This is a genomic window from Rubripirellula reticaptiva (assembly GCF_007860175.1).
GTDB classification, from domain to species: domain Bacteria; phylum Planctomycetota; class Planctomycetia; order Pirellulales; family Pirellulaceae; genus Rubripirellula; species Rubripirellula reticaptiva.
In genome coordinates this window covers 555,394-572,989 of record NZ_SJPX01000001.1, presented here as the reverse complement: position 1 = coordinate 572,989, position 17,596 = coordinate 555,394, and the positions used below count along the sequence as shown (strand labels likewise).

At 55.4% G+C, this 17,596-nt stretch carries 16 protein-coding genes; all 16 read right to left on the bottom strand.

All coding sequences use genetic code 11. The annotated features are described in order from the left end of the window. Position 1: 1 nt before the first annotated feature. The 16 genes from Poly59_RS02095 to Poly59_RS02020 all read right to left on the bottom strand — a co-directional run bounded on the left by Poly59_RS02095 (position 2) and on the right by Poly59_RS02020 (position 17,588). Entirely contained in the window at positions 2-2,440 is a 2,439-nt protein-coding gene (locus Poly59_RS02095; RefSeq protein ID WP_146532413.1) for a flagellar hook-basal body complex protein, read from the bottom strand. A gap of 70 nt (positions 2,441-2,510) precedes the next feature. Next, on the bottom strand, positions 2,511-2,948 hold the full coding sequence (locus Poly59_RS02090; protein ID WP_146532412.1) for a flagellar hook assembly protein FlgD: 438 nt from the start codon (positions 2,946-2,948) through the stop codon (positions 2,511-2,513). A 101-nt stretch (positions 2,949-3,049) separates the two neighbouring features. Continuing rightward, positions 3,050-4,648 carry a flagellar hook-length control protein FliK gene (locus Poly59_RS02085; protein ID WP_186775965.1) on the bottom strand — a complete coding sequence of 533 codons (1,599 nt, stop codon included), beginning with the start codon at positions 4,646-4,648 and terminating at the stop codon, positions 3,050-3,052. A gap of 54 nt (positions 4,649-4,702) precedes the next feature. Next, positions 4,703-5,359 carry a hypothetical protein gene (locus Poly59_RS02080; RefSeq protein WP_186775964.1) on the bottom strand — a complete coding sequence of 219 codons (657 nt, stop codon included), beginning with the start codon at positions 5,357-5,359 and terminating at the stop codon, positions 4,703-4,705. Next, positions 5,356-5,811, bottom strand: a complete 456-nt coding sequence (gene fliJ / locus Poly59_RS02075; protein ID WP_146532410.1) for a flagellar export protein FliJ — start codon at positions 5,809-5,811, stop codon at positions 5,356-5,358. The genes Poly59_RS02080 and fliJ overlap by 4 nt, the downstream gene beginning before the upstream one ends. 96 nt (positions 5,812-5,907) lie before the next feature. Beyond that, on the bottom strand, positions 5,908-7,458 hold the full coding sequence (locus Poly59_RS02070; RefSeq protein WP_146532409.1) for a FliI/YscN family ATPase: 1,551 nt from the start codon (positions 7,456-7,458) through the stop codon (positions 5,908-5,910). Further along, positions 7,455-8,141: a FliH/SctL family protein gene (locus Poly59_RS02065; RefSeq protein WP_146532408.1), complete on the bottom strand. Its 687-nt coding sequence runs from the start codon at positions 8,139-8,141 to the stop codon at positions 7,455-7,457. The genes Poly59_RS02070 and Poly59_RS02065 overlap by 4 nt, the downstream gene beginning before the upstream one ends. A gap of 61 nt (positions 8,142-8,202) precedes the next feature. Then, a complete protein-coding gene (locus tag Poly59_RS02060) occupies positions 8,203-9,630 on the bottom strand; it encodes a FliG C-terminal domain-containing protein (RefSeq protein WP_146532407.1) in 1,428 nt (475 codons plus the stop codon). 139 nt (positions 9,631-9,769) lie between these two features. Beyond that, the gene (locus Poly59_RS02055; RefSeq protein WP_146532406.1) at positions 9,770-11,404 is read right to left on the bottom strand and encodes a beta-cystathionase; all 1,635 of its coding nucleotides are present in this window, start codon (positions 11,402-11,404) and stop codon (positions 9,770-9,772) included. A gap of 48 nt (positions 11,405-11,452) precedes the next feature. Then, entirely contained in the window at positions 11,453-11,776 is a 324-nt protein-coding gene (fliE, locus tag Poly59_RS02050) for a flagellar hook-basal body complex protein FliE (RefSeq protein ID WP_146532405.1), read from the bottom strand. After that, positions 11,776-12,195, bottom strand: coding sequence for a flagellar basal body rod protein FlgC (gene flgC, locus Poly59_RS02045; RefSeq protein ID WP_146532404.1), 420 nt, complete (start codon positions 12,193-12,195; stop codon positions 11,776-11,778). The genes fliE and flgC overlap by 1 nt, the downstream gene beginning before the upstream one ends. A gap of 109 nt (positions 12,196-12,304) precedes the next feature. Further along, complete coding sequence (locus Poly59_RS02040; RefSeq protein ID WP_146532403.1) at positions 12,305-12,706, bottom strand: hypothetical protein; 402 nt, start codon at positions 12,704-12,706, stop codon at positions 12,305-12,307. A 133-nt stretch (positions 12,707-12,839) separates the two neighbouring features. Then, positions 12,840-13,274, bottom strand: coding sequence for an ATP-binding protein (locus Poly59_RS02035; RefSeq protein ID WP_146532402.1), 435 nt, complete (start codon positions 13,272-13,274; stop codon positions 12,840-12,842). Positions 13,275-13,456: 182 nt separating this feature from the next. Further along, a complete protein-coding gene (gene flgN / locus Poly59_RS02030) occupies positions 13,457-13,906 on the bottom strand; it encodes a flagellar export chaperone FlgN (protein WP_146532401.1) in 450 nt (149 codons plus the stop codon). 38 nt (positions 13,907-13,944) lie between these two features. Next, entirely contained in the window at positions 13,945-16,614 is a 2,670-nt protein-coding gene (locus tag Poly59_RS02025) for a tetratricopeptide repeat protein (RefSeq protein ID WP_146532400.1), read from the bottom strand. A gap of 203 nt (positions 16,615-16,817) precedes the next feature. Beyond that, entirely contained in the window at positions 16,818-17,588 is a 771-nt protein-coding gene (locus Poly59_RS02020; protein WP_146532399.1) for a 2-phosphosulfolactate phosphatase, read from the bottom strand. Between the last annotated feature and the right edge of the window lie 8 nt (positions 17,589-17,596).

Sequence of the window (17,596 nt, the reverse complement as noted above, 5' to 3'; positions counted from 1 at the left end):
GCTATCGACGCAGGTTCAGCAGTTCGTCGAGCAACTGCTGGCTGGTGGTAATCACTCGGCTGTTTCCGCGGTACTGGGTACTGGCTAGTACCAACTCGATCAGGTCTTTACCGATGTCAGTATTGGACAGTTCGAGTGCACCACCGATAACGCTACCGATGCCATTTTCGCCGGGCGAACCTTGTACGGGCAGACCCGTGTTGACGCCCTTGGCGTACAGGTTCAAACCGCGTGCTTCCAGACCAACAGGGTTGGCAAACCGAGCCAGTTGAAGTTGGCCGAGGTCTCGTGTGATACCGTTGCTGAAAACGCCTCGAATGTTCCCGTCTTCACCCACCACAAAACTGTTCAGCACACCGGGTTCGCTACCATCTTGCCGTGTTGCTGCGAGCGACGCTTCTTGGGTTGCCAAGCCGGACACTAGGTCAAAGTCGAGGTCGAATTGCAAAGGCGAAAGGCTGGGGATTTCATCGCGACCAATTGCGATCGTGTTGTTGGTAGAAGTGACGAAGCTGCCGTTACCGTCAAAATACAAGAGTCCCGTTCCCACAGAAACACCGTCTTCAAGACCTGACGCATTGTTTTGCGGGCTGTCGGCGTACCATCGATAGATGGTTTGTTCGTTGGTGCGAGATTCAAGTGCTACGGTGACGCGGACATTGATCGGTACACCAAGCGAGTCATAGACAATGAAGTCGCTAGCTGCGCTTTGTCCGACGGCTTCCTGAGCGGTTCCGAAGCCCAGGTTTGGCGTCACGACGCTGCCGTCGGTCGTGCGAATTTGAAACGCGGCTAGGTCGATTTCCAATGCATTGAGTTCACCGGTGTTGCTAACGAATCGAAGCGCCCCGTCTTGAATGTAACCACCGGGATTCAGCGTACCGCTTTCGCCGGCGATCAGATTCTTCGATGCCAGAATTGGGTTCTGCGAATCGACTTGCAAGCTTTGGATACCTGATGCGGCTTCGACGAATTCGATGAAGTCTTGGACCGTTGACGTTTCGGTGATCTCAAAGGTTTGCGCGCCCAAAGCCCGTCCGCCCTTGCGACCCGAATAGGTCATCGTGCCGAGCTGGAAAGCGTTCTGGTAGGTAAAGCCATCCCGCTTTAGCACGCCCGTCAACAACGTGCTGCTGTTGATCGTGGGGCCATTGAGGTCGACCAGCTTGTTGGCTGGGTTCGTCAAGTCGGCGATGTCGGCGTCCGATTTGCTGTCGGTGTAGACGGTACCGGGATCGACGGTATCCACCAAGTAAAAGTTGTTTTGGTCACCGGCCAAGTTCCGATAGATTTTCACTTCGGTGTAGGCTGGAAACGAGTCGCCCGTTTCAGGTGTCGGTGGCGTCGGAAAATTGGACAGAGTGACTCGGCCGTTCACGACGTTCTGAGGACCAAGCAGCGGGCTGGGGCGACTTTCTTTTTCGCCTGGTCGGCTGTACGTGACCATGTACGTGTAGTTGCCCGTCAACGTGGCGTCATTGACCGCTGTGGCCGAAAGGGGCGATGATCCGTTGTCTGTGAAAGATCCGCCGGCGGCGGCAGAATCGAGCAGGAAAAAGTCACTGCCGTTCGGCCCAGTCCTGTAAATATTGACGGTCGGAAAATCGCCGGTCGATTCGGCGGGAAGGTCGTCGAGCGACACCGCGCCGCCGGTTCCTACAGTCGCAGAAATTGATGCGCTGATCGTGGATTCATTGCCAGACGAATCGACCAATGCAACACGATACTGATACGTCCCCGCCGCAAGCGTCCCCACGCCTCCGGTGCCCACGGTGATCCCCGCAGGGTCGGACAAGGGTGACACGCCAATGAGTGTCTCGGATGCATCGGGGCGGGGTGTGCTGTCGTCGCCGAGCTTGATCGATTGAATCACTTCTGAAACGTCCGCGAGATCGCCTTCGGGTGTCAGCGTCCCTTCGAAGGTAACGTTCTCGGTCGCTTTGGCGACGCTCTCGGTACCAAGCGGAACCGACAACGGCACCAGTTCGGTTTCCTGCAGTCGAAACTGATCGTCGATTCCATAGCCAAGCAAGCGTTGCCCAGTGCTGTTGACCAGTTCGGCGTCGCTGTTGAGTTTGAAGATGCCGTTCCGTGTATACAATCGCTCGCCGTCGGCACCTTCGACGACAAAGAATCCGTCACCTTGGATCGCCAAGTCCGACGAACTGCTGCTGATTTCAATCGTGCCTTGGTTGTGATTAGCCGCGATCTCAGCGACCTGAACACCCAATCCGACCTGGCGCGGGTTGGTACCGCCGTTGTTGGCGGTCGGACCGGCACCAAGTGACAGCGTTTGTAGGAACTGCGTCGCAAACACAACGTCCGAAGACTTGAACCCGACCGTTTGCGAGTTGGCGAGATTATTGCCGATCACGTCGATCTGAGTTTCTGCGGCCGCAAGTCCGGTTAGCGCAGTGGTCAGTGCTGATGTCAGTCCCATCGACTTCGGTCTCCCCGTTGACGTATTGATCGTTTCAACCGAGAGACGCTGCGATGGCAAACATTACAGTTTACCCAGGCTGAATTTCTCGGATGTTCTTAATGCTCATCGTCTTTCCACCCACGTGTACTTTGATCAATCGTGATTCGTTTTCTGAGTCTGTTTCGACAGTGATGCGATCGACCAACCCGTCGACAGGCGAAGCATCGTCGGCGAGGCCCGTAACGCTCTGTCCGATCAGTGAACTAGCGGTCACCAGTTCTTGGCTCGACGCCAAGTTGCCCAGTGTTGATGTTAAAGCGTCTGTCGCACCAATTTCGCGAATTTGGCTGATCTGCTGAACCATTTCGCTGTTTTTCATCGGGTCTAGCGGATCCTGGTTCTGCATTTCGTTGATCAGCAACTTCATGAAATCAACGTCGCCGTAGGGGTCAGCTTGCGCCGATGCTTGGGATGCGGTTTCAGATGCCGTAAAGGCTGCAGCGCTCGTTTGTCCGATTTGTGACATTTGAAGACCGACATGAATGCGAGAGTAATGAATCTCAAAAGGCAAACGCCTGAGTGTCTTTTAAGCCGCGATCCGCTTTCAACGCGAGACCAATCAAGTCATCACAGTCGAACGTCGACGCCACCAGAAATCGCCGTGCCGACTGCGACAGGTGCCGACACAGGCTGTGAAACGGTCGGTGAAACTCTTGATGGTCGCTGCGGACGATCGGGTGATCGGCGAGGTTGTTGGCCCCAAGACGATTCTTGATCGGTGAATGCCGATGAATCGTTCTGGTCAAACGACGTGTCGGTTTCAACTTCGATGCTTTCTACGCTCATGCCGAACGATTCCAACCGAGCCCGAAGTTCCGGCAAGTGTTCTTTCAGCGCTGCGCTAGCGGCTTCAGTATTGGTGACCACACGGGCTTCGACTTTCTTTTGTTGAATTCGCATTTCAACTCTCACCGTGCCGAGTTCAGCGGGGGCCAGTCGCAAGCGGACGACACCCCCCTCAGGACCTAAGTGCTGGAATGCTTTGCTAACGCGCTGGATCAATTTGATGCGAGTCAGAATATCCGTGTTGGAAGACTCGCTCGACGCTGCAGCTTTGGACTTCGCGGCGGCTTCCGCTTTTGCACCGGCCGGCGCAGTCATCGAATCCACACGGAACGTCGCCGAAGCATCAGTGGAACCGCCACCGCGAACCGCAGGCACTGTGCCGTTGGCGGTCGTGGCATTGGGAGTCGCGGTCGCAGCGGCAGCCGCCGTGACGGTTTGCTGGATCGACTGCAGCAGTTTTTCAGATTGTGATTCCGTCGTGCCGCCGATCACATTAGCGGCTGCTGATTCGGCCAAAATCGATTCCGGGATCGCAATGGATCCTGTGTTTTTTCCGATTTGTTCGTCGGTTTGAACGTTCGAGTTTACCTTGGCCGATGGGTCGGTGGCGTGTTGGTTGTCGCGGTGACCTTTTCGCTGGTGGCGTGGTGAATCACCCGTGTCTGCTTCGACGTCAGTGGTTCCGCCAACCATCATTTCTGTTGAGGTCTGTTCGCTCGTTACCCCCGGTTCGGTGCGGGGGGCTGCTGGATTGTCATCGCCAACGGAGTCGATTGGAGGCGCGACATCTCCGGTGTTGTCCGATGGCTTGCCCGTTTTCTCTAACTTTTGTGGGTGCAAAATGTTCTGGTCATCGGCCGATTGAGGTTCGGTTTCCGATCCGATCGATGGATCGTTGTTGGGTTTCACGGCTTCTTGGTTTGCGCCGACCGCAGCGGCAATTGCAACGGAATCTGAAAGGTCGTCGCTGGTTTCTTCTTCGCCGTTCGATTGGCCCTGATCCGAATTTGGCCGGTCGACATTGGTTTGAACGGTCTCGAACAGAGACTCGGAACCTTGATTGGCTGCCACAACCTCAACGGGGGCATCGGCTGAATCGGAATCGTTTTCAACGTTCTCGACGTTGTTTGACTCGGCGTCGGAAGTTGATTTCGAATCCGACGCCGCTGCGCTATCGGTTGATGACTGCGAGGCGGACGGGGTGGCTTGCGGCGTCGCAGCGGCCATGCGAGCGAACACCTCCGAGAAAGCATCGACGAGGCCGTCGGCCGAAGCAAAAACGGATCCATTGCCGGAAATGGATTTCAATTTTTGTAGCGCAGCCGTCGAAATCGGCTGTGCCGTCGATAGCGACGCACGCTTGGACTCTAACTCGCTCATGTCGGCTTCCCCCCCAGGACTCCGTGAATAACGCCACATGATCGATGGTCGTGACTAGATGCCCTCGGCAGTCTTATCAATCAACGATGTGGTTGGTTCTCCGTCACCGATGCGGCGAAGAATATCGGCGAGCTTGTCTTTGTCACCGTTACCGACAAACTCTGCCAGTATGTCTTTTCGTTTTTCTGAGGACATGGCTTGAATGATTGTTACGACGTTATCAATTCTTTCATCGTCATACATGATCAGAAGCTGCTCTTTTGCCTGAGCCGGATCAAGTGTCTGAAGCGTACGTTGGACATCCTGGAGCCCTTTTTGTTGAGCTCCTTGCTGGATTTCCTCAAGTTCGCGACGAAACGATGTCAGTCGCTCGTCAAAACGGTTCCGTTCGGTTTTCAACGCAGCCAGTTCGGTACTGACCTCGTCACGGAATGCCAATTGGCTCTTGATCCGAACTTCGCTGTCATAGCCTTGCAGTTTGCGTGCCTCGAGAATTTCGTCAAAGTCCGGTTGTTCGCGATCTTCACTTTGCTTGAGAATCTGTTGCAACCGATTTCCCGAGATGTCGATCCCGTTGGCCAGGGCAATCACTTTCGTGAAGGTGTCGCCGTTCATGTGACCACGGGATGCGATGTATGCGAACAAAATCATTTGGGTAATGATCGTCGCGACACTGAATCCAACAAAGGCTTTGGCTAGTTTTGACATCATGAGTTCGGTACCCGTCGAGCAAGGATGTAGGCTTGGGTGCTTCGTTCGTCCGCGTCAGCCTGTTCGCGAACGTTCATTTTGGTTTGATGAGACACTCGCTCATTCGAGCTTAGCTTTTCAAATCGCTTGACCTCGGCTTCGGCTTCGATCAGGGCTAACTGACGTCGATCGAGTTCACGAACCAACTCGGCTCGCGTAGCGGCAAGCTGAGCAAGGTCAGCTTGGAGTTGCATTTCATAACGTCCGACCGACAAAAGTCCTTCGACCGAAACATGACCAATACGATTGGGATTGTTTTGGGTTCGCAGTTCCAATCGCTGCGCCTCGACTTGTTCGGTTTGTTCGTCGATTCGTGCAATTGCTTGATTCGCCTGTCCAACCGCCGCACCGGCTTCGTCGCGTTGCCGACAACGCAGATCGAGGATCGATTGAAAGCGAAAATTGAATGCCATGGTTTTAAGATCGAAAACGTTTGACGGAAATCTTTGAAGAAGAGATTGCTTTCATCACCTGCTGGTGAGACAACACGACCGCGCTGTCAATGAAGTTTAGCTCAGGATCCGTTGGTCTTTGGCCGTTTGCGAAGGAGTCCTTGGCTGAACCGGTCTAGGTGTTTGTGATTCAGACGCTGGTGATCCGGGTGTCTGGCCGCCGGTTGTTTGAGCCGTCGGCGCCGGGGCAGTTGCCGACGAGGGATTTTTGTTTGCGATGTTTTGGCCAGCCATCGCGGCGTTCAATGCACCGATCGGCATTTGCATCAACTGTGTCAGTTGACGTTGGGATTGATCTAGAGGTGCAATTTCATCAGCTTGTTGGGTTAGCAACATCTTCAACGGTTCGCGCATCGCAATCGCGGCGTCGATGTTATGGTCACTTCCCGATCGGTAAGCACCAATCGAGATCAAGTCAGCGTTTTGCCGATAGACCGCCAAGTGACGCCGAGCTGCCGAAACGGTAGCCGACATATCAGCATCGATCAGGTGCGCTTGCAGACGGCTTAGACTTTCAAGTACATCGATTGGCGGCCATTGTGCTTGGGCCGTCAAAGCTCGGCTTAGCATGATGTGGCCATCCAACAATCCACGCAGTGTGTCGGCGATCGGTTCGTTGTTGTCGTCGCCTTCGACCAACACGGTATAAAACGCGGTGATTGATCCCTTGGTCGTGCGTCCGGTCCGTTCGACTAGTCGAGGCAACATGTTAAAAACGCTCGGCGGGTATCCTCGGGTCGTCGGCGGTTCGCCCGCGGCTAAGCCGAGTTCTCGCTGGGCCATTGCGAATCGAGTGACCGAGTCGAGCAGTAGCAAGACGTTCTCGCCTTTGTCGCGAAACGCTTCGGCAATCGCGGTCGCGGTCCATGCTGCCGAGACGCGCTGCGCCGCCGGCCGATCGCTAGTTGCAACCACCACGACGCTGCGCGCTAAACCGGCTTCGCCCAAACTGCGGTTGATGAATTCTTGGACTTCACGACCCCGCTCGCCAATCATGCCGATCACGATTTTGTCGGCTTTGCTACCGCGGGCCAACATCCCGAGCAGCGTGCTTTTTCCAACGCCCGAACCGGCAAAAATTCCGATACGTTGTCCTTGCCCACAAGTCAGCATCGTGTCGATCACGCGAACACCGGTCTGCAGAATCGTATCGATTGGCGGTCGGTCTAACGAATCCGGTGGACTGCGATCGGCGTCGACGGCCACCAAATCGGGTGGCAATGGACGTCCGTCGATGGGATCACCAAACGCGTCAATCACTCGCCCGCACAATGACGGGCCGACGCGAAGTTTTGCCGATCGATCAATCAGGCGGACGGGGTCCCCAGCCGAAACCGCGGACAGGCGTTCCATCGGAGCCAGAACCGGTCGCACGCCACGAAATCCGATCACTCGGCCTCGCAACGTTGTGCCGTCGGTCATCGTTAATTCGCAAATCGCACCGATGGGTGCGGTCATGCCTTCGATTTCCAATGTTTCGCCGATCACCGCCGCGACTCGGCCGCGGACTTCATGAACCATCGCCTTGGCAATCATCTCGGATGTCGAGTCCCGATCAGGCAGTGATGGTAGTTTCAGTTTGAATTTTGGCAGCATGGAAGAGGTCATGACAGCATCGTCTCCAACCGTTTCAGTTGCATTTCGAGGCCGGCATCGATGTCACCACCAAGTTGACGCACCACCACGGAATCTCGAGGTAGTGTTTCGTCGGGTTCGACATGAGTTTGTTCAGGCAGTCCCGGTGAAACCAGCATCAGGTCGAGCGCTTCGCCGAGTTGGGCGATCGTTTCAGGGTGAACCGCAAGTGTCAAACGAGTCGCCGAGCGTGTACTGGTCAAAGCCTCTTCGGCCCACCTGACCAGGATCTCCGGTTCATTGTCTAGTTTTTTGCGGACGATTCGCTGGGCAGCCGCTAGGGCGATGCTGTTGAGTGTTTGGCTGTACTGCTGCATCCAGCTTTCGTATTCTTGGTGCATCTGTTGAACGGCTTGGCTGAGCACTTGGACGGCTTCTTTCGCCCGCAGCTCGGCTGCGTTTTGAAGTTTTGTTTCAGCGTCGACCGCGGCACGCTTCAAGCCTTCTTGGTATCCATCCTCTGCGGCTTTTTTTTGGATCTGTTCGCCTTGCTTTGTCGCTTCGTCGATCATTTGACGAACCTGGGTTCGGCATTGATCCAAACGCGACCTTCCTTCGTCGGCCAAGTCATTCAGATTGAACCCGGCCAGTCCAGAAACGCTGCGAGCGGCCGCCGACTTTTCAGTGAACGAATCGGATTTCAGCACGTTTGCCATGACGGATGCAGCCTTGGTTATCTACGAATGCGAGGGGGGCGGGTTTGGTTTGGAGGAACGCTTACGCCGCGGCTGCGGAAACGCTCGCCTGATTGGCCGGCACGGCGCTGCCCGACCCAGACGCGATGGCGACACGTTCTTTCGCTTTATCAATTTCCCGCAGATTCATGGATTGAAGCGAGTTCATCTGAACGCGAACCACCTTCGCTTGATCTTTTGGCAAGACAGCCAGGACAGCTTCGGCCTTTGCGTTGGGAAGCCCACAAAGAGTCAGCATCGCATCGCGAGTTTCGACGCGGCCCAGTGCCGTGCAAAGATCTTTGGGTTTCATTGCAACCAAATGCGAGTGAATCGCATCGGTCGAGTCCAACGGATTTAATTGTGTAGGTTGATGAGCTGAATCAATTTTCTTTTCGTGGGCCGAGTTGTTCGGAGTAACCCCGTTCGCGGTGTCGTCAGCATGCGATGGGATTTGAGATACAGTTTGAGGCGCAACTCGCAGGCGGTGGAATTCGTCGTTGGCTCGGTCTGTTTGCCGATAGAATTCGTCGACGGAATTGCGATCCGATGCGCTGCGAGACTCGGAGGCCCGCGGTTCGGCAGCATGCAGCGGCGGTACAGCATGCGGTCCATCGGCTCGTGAATGAACCAGCGGTGGAAGGGTGGATTGGGACTGTGCCGTTCGAGTGTGAGCCGCTTGTCGTTCAGACGGGTCGGCATGCATTTCGCCATTGCCGTGATGAGTGGGCTGCCAGTTTCGCGAATCATGGTCGGATTGTTCGGGTTTCGGCATGACGGACAGGATCGCATCGAGCGCACGTCTTCCGCTGCCGTTATTGGCGGATGCCGACGTCCGCGTCCGTTGGCTTAGTTGATTGCGAAAGTGTTGGGCGACTTCCGCGCTAGCGGTTTCTGGGATATCACTGAGGCGACCGAGCCGGCTCAGGGCGGATGAGCGAAGCGTTGGTTCCAATCGCGGCAAAATCCTAGCCGCTTGGCTCGGTGCGACGGATGCCAGCACTAACGCAACTGCTTGAGCGTGTTCGCCGGACAGCAACTCAATCAAGTCGTCATCCTCAACATCGCATAAGAACGCCAGCGGCGAGGTCGGGTCGGCAGGGCGATCGTGGATCGGACTTTGGCTCTTTAGCACTGATGGTGATCCACCGTTGCGATCGGAGAATCGACTTGCTTGAGCGTAAGAAGGATCGCTCTGATTCAGAAAGGTGTCGTTGGAATAGCGATCGCTGGCTAGTTGGTGAGCGGGTTGCTGGACGGATGTTTTAAAGGCTTGCAGAGCACGGTGGCGTTCCAGCGGATCGACATCGGACAGTGTTGCCATCGTGCGTCGGATGACTTGTTTTGAGTCTTGGTCAATCGTGCCCAATAGTTTCGCAGCAACCGGAGCCGGCAAACTGGTCAACACGATCGCGATTCGGCGCATCGCTGCGTCACGGTTCGCTGCATCGGTGTTTGCTGAGCCTGCCATCGAACAAGGGTCCTCTCAAGTGCATGATCGTTCAACCGGACTTCCCGGGACTCTCTTCTAAGCAAACTTGAGCGAAAATGGAAAGACCGAAACGAAAAGTCTGTCTTTTTTGCATCGTTGATAAATTCGACTTGTCACTTTACGCGGCCTCGCCAACCCAGCCGCGAATCACGTTGGCAGCGACTTCGGGGTTTCCGTCAACGAGCGCTAGTAGTTCGTCTTTTAACGAACTGCCTGTGATCGTCATGGTGTCGCCTTCTTCCTCGGTTTCAACCATCTCGGGTGGAGGCGCGGGTAATTCCAGACCGAAGCCTTCGCGGAATTCCGCAGGCGTCGAATCACCGCTGCCGCTGGCAGCTGACCGAGCGACCAATAGTGCTAGCAGACCCAACATGACCAATGCGATCGTTTGCCAGGACTCGGCAAGCCAAGCCAAAGCGATCTTGGCGGTTTCCGCCTCAGGTGGTGGCGGTCCGGGCAGATCGAAGTAGTCAAACACTTCCACTAGTGGAAACCGGTCCGCACCAGCGGCAACCTCGGGCAACAATGGAGTGACGGCCGTCTGGATTTTTGTGGCTGTTTCACTTCGAAGCTTCTCAAACGCAGTAGCCGACATCGCAGGCACGTCGTCGACCGGCGTGTCGGGATTCTCTTGCAAGTACGTTTGTGCGTGAAGCTTGTTGTAATAACTTCGCGGCAGGCCGACCGAGACACGAACTCGTTTGACTTGCAGCGAAGCCATTCGCGAGTTTTCAAACTGTTGTCCTGCCACGCCAATGGTTTCGCGTTCGTCGTCTTTGGATTTCAACGTTTCGACCGTGTCCGCCAAACTGGTCGCTCGGTTGCCGATCGCGTTGGGGACCACGCCGGGAACGCCGCCGGGCGGTTGCCGAGTGTTGGTGGTTTCGGTTTTGCGTTGCTTGTTGGACAGATTGGTCGGTTCGGCGTCATAACTGAGAGTCGTCTTTTCCGCATCCATCGTCGGGTCAACCTCAGCCGATACCGCGATCTGCGCGGGGAATCCGACCAACAGGTTTCGCACCTTTTTCTCGATCCACGCTTCGGCTTCCCGTTGCTTGCGCAGCATCGGATCATCGTCATCGGACATCGCTGATGATGAAATCGCATTGGCATCGGTGACCACGATTTCGTCGGTTTTCATTCCGGCGTATGCACCGCGGACGAGTTCTTGAATCGCTTGGATGCGATGTTTCGGCAGTGGGGAGCTGCCTTCGGGTTGGACAAAAATACTGGCGGATTGAGCAGCGTGACGTCCGAGTCCTTGACGCTGTCCAACGTCGTGAACCACGCTCGCCGATTTGATGTCCGCCATTTGGGCGATCGAGCGGCCCAGGTCGGCTTCTTTGGCAGCATCCACTCGGGCGCCGTGCAGTTCGCTTGAATCGAAAACGGTCGTCGCCTTGATGGCTTCTTGCACGTTGCTGTTAAGCGACATTGGCAACGTCGTCGACTGTTCCATCGCAGCTAAGTAGACGTCCTTGGAGGCGGCCGGAATTCGCATCCGCGTGCCATCTCGTTTCCATTCATTCAGACCTTCGCGGCTGAATGACATTTCCATGGCGGCGAGTTCTTGATCGGTAAAGGCGCGTCCGCCGAACAAGTATTCACCGCTCGATGATGAGTCGCCTTTGATCAGGAACGCCAAGCCGATCGCAATCAAAGCCACCAGCATGACCGAAATGATTCGCGACTGCATCGGCATCGATACAAAAGCTTCGCGTGCTTGGTCGGTCGACTGTTTGAAAAAATTCATGGGAGCGTTAGGTTCAATCGTCAGGAATCAGGCGTCGAAATTTCGAACTTAGATTTGGATTTGTTGCACTTCTCGATAGGCTTCGATCAACTTGTTGCGGACTTGCAACAGCATGCGGAAGGCCAAGTCTGCCTTTTGTACGGCCGTCAACACTTCGGCTTCGTTGACTTCGCCGCCGGTCAGCATGGTGTGCACCATGTCGTTGGCGTCGATTTGCATGGTGTTGACGTTCTTGACTTGGTCACCCAGCAGCGATGCAAACGAGTCGGGGCCCTTTGCACCGGATACACCGCTTGGCATCCCGCTTTTTTCAAGCGGACCAAAAGGCGACTGAGGTCGCTGGGGCGGTTGGATTCCGGAAAGGGGACGCATTAGGCGAGGATGGTCAATGTTTCACGGCTAAGGTTTTTGGTAATTTCCATTACACCGACGTTGGCTTCGTAGGCTCGAGTCGATTCCATCGCGTTGACCATTTCGGTCGTCAGGTCGATGTTGGGATAGGCGACGTATCCTTTCCATTCGCCATCTTGAATCGCCAACGGATGGTTGGGCTGCCATCGGTGTAGAGGTTCAGCGTTGTTCGATTTGATCTCCGCTACTTTCACGCCCGAAGCGCCTGACAGCGAAATGCTGTCGTCGGTTTGAAAGACCACTTCGCGTGCTTTGTAAGGATTTGGCTTGCCGGTTTCATCGGTCAGCGACGACATGTTGGCAATGTTTCCAGAAACGGCATTCAATCGAGTCCGCTGGGCAATCAATGCCGATGTGCTGATGTCGAGTGCTTTTAACATGGAAGTTTCCGGTGTTTGACGTTTTGGAATCGGTGCTTGATCGACGAAATTGGGTGTGTCCAAAAAATGGCTTGTTCTTTCACACGCCGTTCTTTACTTGGTTTTCTATTTAGGCTCGTTCAGTGATGGCGGCGCGAAGGAGTGCGAATTGGCTTCGCATTGTGGTGATGGCGAGTCCGTGAAGGTGTTGGTTTTTTGCCATTTCGGTGACTTGACGTTCAAGCGACACGTCACTGCCGTCATGGAAAACCACTTGTTCGGTTGCTTTACGAGGTCCGCTGTACAGGTCGTCGCGTGTGTAAGGGCCAGACGTATGCGACACCGGGCGAGCGGCGTTGTCGATCGATTCGGCGAGCGCGTTATGGAATTCATTGATATCCAAATCTCGCGATCGGTATCCCGGCACATCCATATTGGACACGTTGCCAGCCAACAGTTCGTGGCGTCGTTGGGCAAACGTTAGCGTGTGTTCGAGCGCCGCGATTGGCGTTCCGCCAAATATTCCTTGCATCGTTCGTCTCCCATTCAGGCGTAGCGGAAGTCGTCAAGACTTTCGTCGATTCAATCCTTTCCCGAAACTCACTGCGAGTTTCGCTACCTCGACTTTGAACAGCCAAGGCCGGTCGTGCCAAGGCCTAGCGAAGCTAAGCCGCGCGTCGATGTTGGGAATGCGATTGGGCTGCTTTGGGCGGGAATGTCACGGTGACGGATCCGCCACCTTGCGGGCAGTTCTTCCACTGCATGGTTGCGCCGATCGCGGCTGCGGCTAACGGGCGACTTTTGGCGCGACGTTGGACGTCACAGCCCGTGTCGGCGATTTCTACCTCGACACCGTTTGTGGTCTCGCAAGCCGTGATCGTCAGGTCGCCGCCGTCGGACATTTCGGCAAGCGATTGTCCGACCAGTGATTTGATCAGGTCCACCAATCGACTTGCATCGGCAGGGACACGCATTTTGACGTCGATGTCAAGTTCAAGGCAAACAGGGCCATCGTGTTTGATTAACAAGGGCACGGTTACCGATTCCACCAAAACGGCTAAAGAATGGCTCGTCTTTGGGTCGATCCAATGATTTGTCATGATAGGTCTCCGATTCCTTCGGTGACGGATTTTCAGTCGTCAAGTGATGATAAAGCGGGCCGAATCCGTGGCCTCACTGAAATTCATCTTCGCTGATACCCACCAGAGACAATGCGACGCAAGATCGAATGGAGAAAGACTTGAGAAGTTTTCTTCATTTGTTCCAAAATAGACTGTCGCACTCAGTCGCTGGACAAATCCAAGCTTCCGCCGGATGGACGTGTCGTTTGTGCTTGTGCGTAGCTATTAGCTGCGACTCGTCCGTTGTCAAAGCGTTGTAGTTTCTCTTGCGCCGATGCTCTGCTTGCCGTCAATCGGCCCTCGCAGTCGGCTTCGATCGCAAGCAATTCGTCATGCATCAATTCGCATTGACTTTGTCGCTCGCGACAACGCCTGCGATCTTCATCCGATGCCCATTGGCGATTTGCGGGGTCTTCGCCGACCGCGGATGCCAGTTGTTTGCCGATTTGGATCAATTCGTTGATCGGCGGTTGTTTGTCGGACAGAATCCGCATCAGATCACTCATGCGGCTTTCATCGATCGCTTGGACCTGGCGCAGGCTCAGTTCCAATAGATGTGACAGCGTTTCAAAGCGACGATCGATAATAGCAGTCAGTTCGTCTGCGTTCATAAGTGGCTCTCAAATCATTGAAGGGTGGTTGGATGCAATCAAGCGCCGCTTGTTTCGGGGCGGCTATTCATCCATGTCAGGTATTGTTCCCAACCGTTGCGATCGAACCGGGTCGTTTCTGCGAACCGGTCGTCCCATTCGGCGGGGATTCGGCCGAGCACGACGGATGCTTGCCGAATGAGAAGTTTGGATTCTTGGTCGCGGCCGAGTTCCCGCAGGCACCCGGCGCGACCCAGGATGGCTTCGAGCGCGGTTGGTTCGTTCAGGTAGCGAAGTTCAGCAGCTCGATAAGCCGTTGCGGCGTCTTCCAAGTGCGTCATTCGACGCAGCGACTCTGCTTCGGCAAGGAAACAGTTGCGTAGGATCGCTTCTTGGTCCCGCGGCAATCGTGATTCTTCTTCGCGAGAAAGTAGGTATTGTCGCAAGTTGATGAATCCGTCCAAACCGATTTGCAGTTCTTGGTCCGCTTGGGTACGAAGCGAGCGTTTGGCGGCTTCAAGAATTTCGGGCGATTCGGCTTCGATTCGTGGCCAGTCAGCGGCAAGCGAGTGAGCACGAGCGGCGTTGTAGGCAGCGCCGATGGCATCGGGAAGTTGGTATCGATCAACGGTTTGCTCAAGGTATCGAATTGCTTCCTCTAGGATCGGTTGATTCAAACGCATCAACTCAAGTTGCTCTTCGGGGGCTGCCTGCTCAGCCGCCAAATGGTTTTGATACGCCTGTTCGAATCGCATTTCGCCAAGCTTCATCAGCGATTCACGCCAAGCCGGACTTTGGGGTGTCAGTTCACCGTCGCGAAGATTGTCTTCCAGATACTTGCGTGCAAGATCCAGTTCTTGAAGTTCGGCATGTGCCTGGGCAGCGATCAGTCGAGCGTCATACCGCAGCGGATCGCGTGGGTATTCAATGATGCAAGCTTCGACCGCTTCGATGGCTTTTTCCTCATCGCCTTCGGCTAAGAGTGCTCGACCATAGGCGACCAAACCTCGCGGCTGGCGACGACGGTTTTCATATCGAAGGTAGGGTTCAAGCAGCCGAATGCTGCGGCGAAAGTGTCGACCTTTTTGATAGGCTTCGATCGCCGACCACTGAGTCGAAACATATTGGTTGGTATCGAAGCGCAGCTGGGCGGCTTGCGCGAACGCGTCGCCGGACGCACGATAGCGTGAACGGGCTAGGATCGATGCGCTGCGACTGATATCGCCGGATGGTGATCTGCCATCGCTCATGGTTTTTTCAGCCCACTCGCTGTAGCCGATCGCCTCCTGCATCAGCGAGTCAGCTTTTTCAAAAACCGGCGGCAAGGATCTTGCCATATCGATCGCGTTCTCAAAATCACCTGCTCGGCGAAGGTCTTCGGTTGCGGCAAACATGCGGCGCTGGAAATCTGTGAACGTGACCGCGTCAGTATCAAAGCCGCTCGGGTCACCGATCTCACGCATCATGAAACGCGTCGTCTGCAACGCTTCGTCGCCTTTGCCTTGGCGAGCGAGTAACTCGACTTCTTCCAATCCGCCTAGGATCGCTTCGGCACCAAAGGGGCGTTGTCCCCGGACCGAGGTCAGGCCGCTTAAGCCTTCGTCCAACCGTCCTTGAACCAATTGGCTGCGAGCAAGCCACAGCCTGGCCATTGCTGATGTTTTTGGCGCGGCTTCACGCTGAAGTGAGCCCAAGACTTCGTCTGTTGGTCGCAGGTCGACCATGGCATCGCTGCGATCTTCCATTGTGTCAGCCGGCATCGCTCCGTATTGGTCGATCGCCTTTTGGACACCAATGATTGCACTAAGCAGTCGTGCCTCGTCGCGATAGTCGGCTTCTTCACCTTGGCTCGCAACGTCGGAAGTGACCGGTTTGGCCAGTAAGATATCAATTGCATCTTGTGCATCGCCAAAGCGTTTCAATTCGATCAACGAGCGAATGCGAATCAGTTCCGCTTCCCAAGCTTGTTTCGGTGCTAGGGAACTGTCGCGTAGCAGTTCTTCGATAGTTGCCAGTGCAGGTTGCGCTGATGTACCACGAGATCGCAGTTGAGAGTCCGCGATTTTCGAAAGCAACGACCGCCGTAGCCCGGGATCGAGTTCGGCAGCGGCGAGCAGTTCGATTGCCGCGTCGGGATATCGTCCAAGTTGATAAAAAGCGTCACCGAGCATTTGGTGACCTTCGGTTTGTCGACCAGCGGGAAAACCGTTTTGGCGAGACGCTTCGAGTGGTCGGACGGCTTCGAGTAATTGACGTCGCCGCTGGCGAAAGTCGGTTTCTTCTTGTGCTTTTGCAACCTTGCCAGCACCGACCAGAAAGTCTCGCAAGCGAATCCACTCTTGCAGTTTTTCTGCTTCTTCGAACGCCGCTTTGGCTTCGGGCGACAATTCTTCGCCTTCGATCGGGGCAGGTTCCAGTTCCGGTGGCTCTTCACCTTCGGGCGGCAACATTTCCTCGGTATCACCGGGCGGTTGATCCGGCTCGCCTTCGAAGTGGACGGTTTCAGCTAGTTCACCAGCAATGATGGGGCGGCCAGCCACGAATTCCTGCGCCGCGACGCGCAGAACCTCGTACGAGTCAGTTACGCTTGAACGCCACCACAACGAAAACAGAATGGCAAAGCCGCCAATCGCCGTCAGCGCAGCAGCAAGCATCAACAACGTAGTGAGCTTATCGGCCGGGTTGGCCGCTTTCGCCGCTGTTCCGCTAGGTTTGGAGGTCTCTGCCATGATCGTTTGGGTGTCCGTGAAACCCGATCTTTAGCAGAAACTAGAAAAATTCAGCAAGCTTGAATTGTCGTCCGAGACGCTGTGAATTGCTATCAAACTGCGAGGATTAATCGGCTCGGTCGCGACTGTTGATGAGCAATTGCAGCGTTTCGACGACCAGCGGTTCGGTGAAAGCGTCTTTTGCAAAACTGAATTTCAGTTGATCAGCGGGCGGTAAAACCCGTCGGGGATTTCCGTGTTCGTACGGGAACGACGGGGACGGTGTCGATCGCAGCGCAGCGGGCAAGGTCGGCTTCGTAGCCGACTCGGATCAGATTTCGGCCGCCGGCGGTTTCGGAAAAGGCGGCTGCCAGCGATGCTGGACTAGGGGTGGGCTGACGAGCGTGCCACCATGCTTTTGCGATTGCTGATGCGTCGTCCAATTCGAGTGCTGATCCGAGACGGGCTTGGCAGCGGTCGATGATCGCCCCGGCAAGCATGACGTCTTCACCGGTCACGTCGCCGTTGGTGCCGGCGCAGACGACGTGGACGGTATCTGCATCCATGATTGCGTCAATCACGGCGGACAAATTCAAGAAGCTTGCCAACATGATCGAGTCAGCGGCGGACGCCACTTCAACGGCTCGCGTTCCGTTGGTTGTGGTCAAGATCAGCCGCTTGCCGGCGACTAGCGCGGGGGTGTACTCGGCCGGTGAGTTGCCAAACTGAAAACCATCGATCGGCCGACATTCTCGTTCGCCACACAATAGCGATGGGGCCGTTGATTCAGGATCGACTGCACCTGGCAGCGCTCGTGACCTTGCATCGGATATCTCGCGACACGTCACAATCTCGGTTGCGCCGGCCGCCATCGCAACGGTTGCGACCGACGTGGCACGTAGCACATCGATGACGACGGCCACATCGATTTTGTCAGAAGCGATCGCCGTTCCGGTACCGGTTTGGCTGGGGATCAGTGACGTGATTAGTCGCATCGGTAACT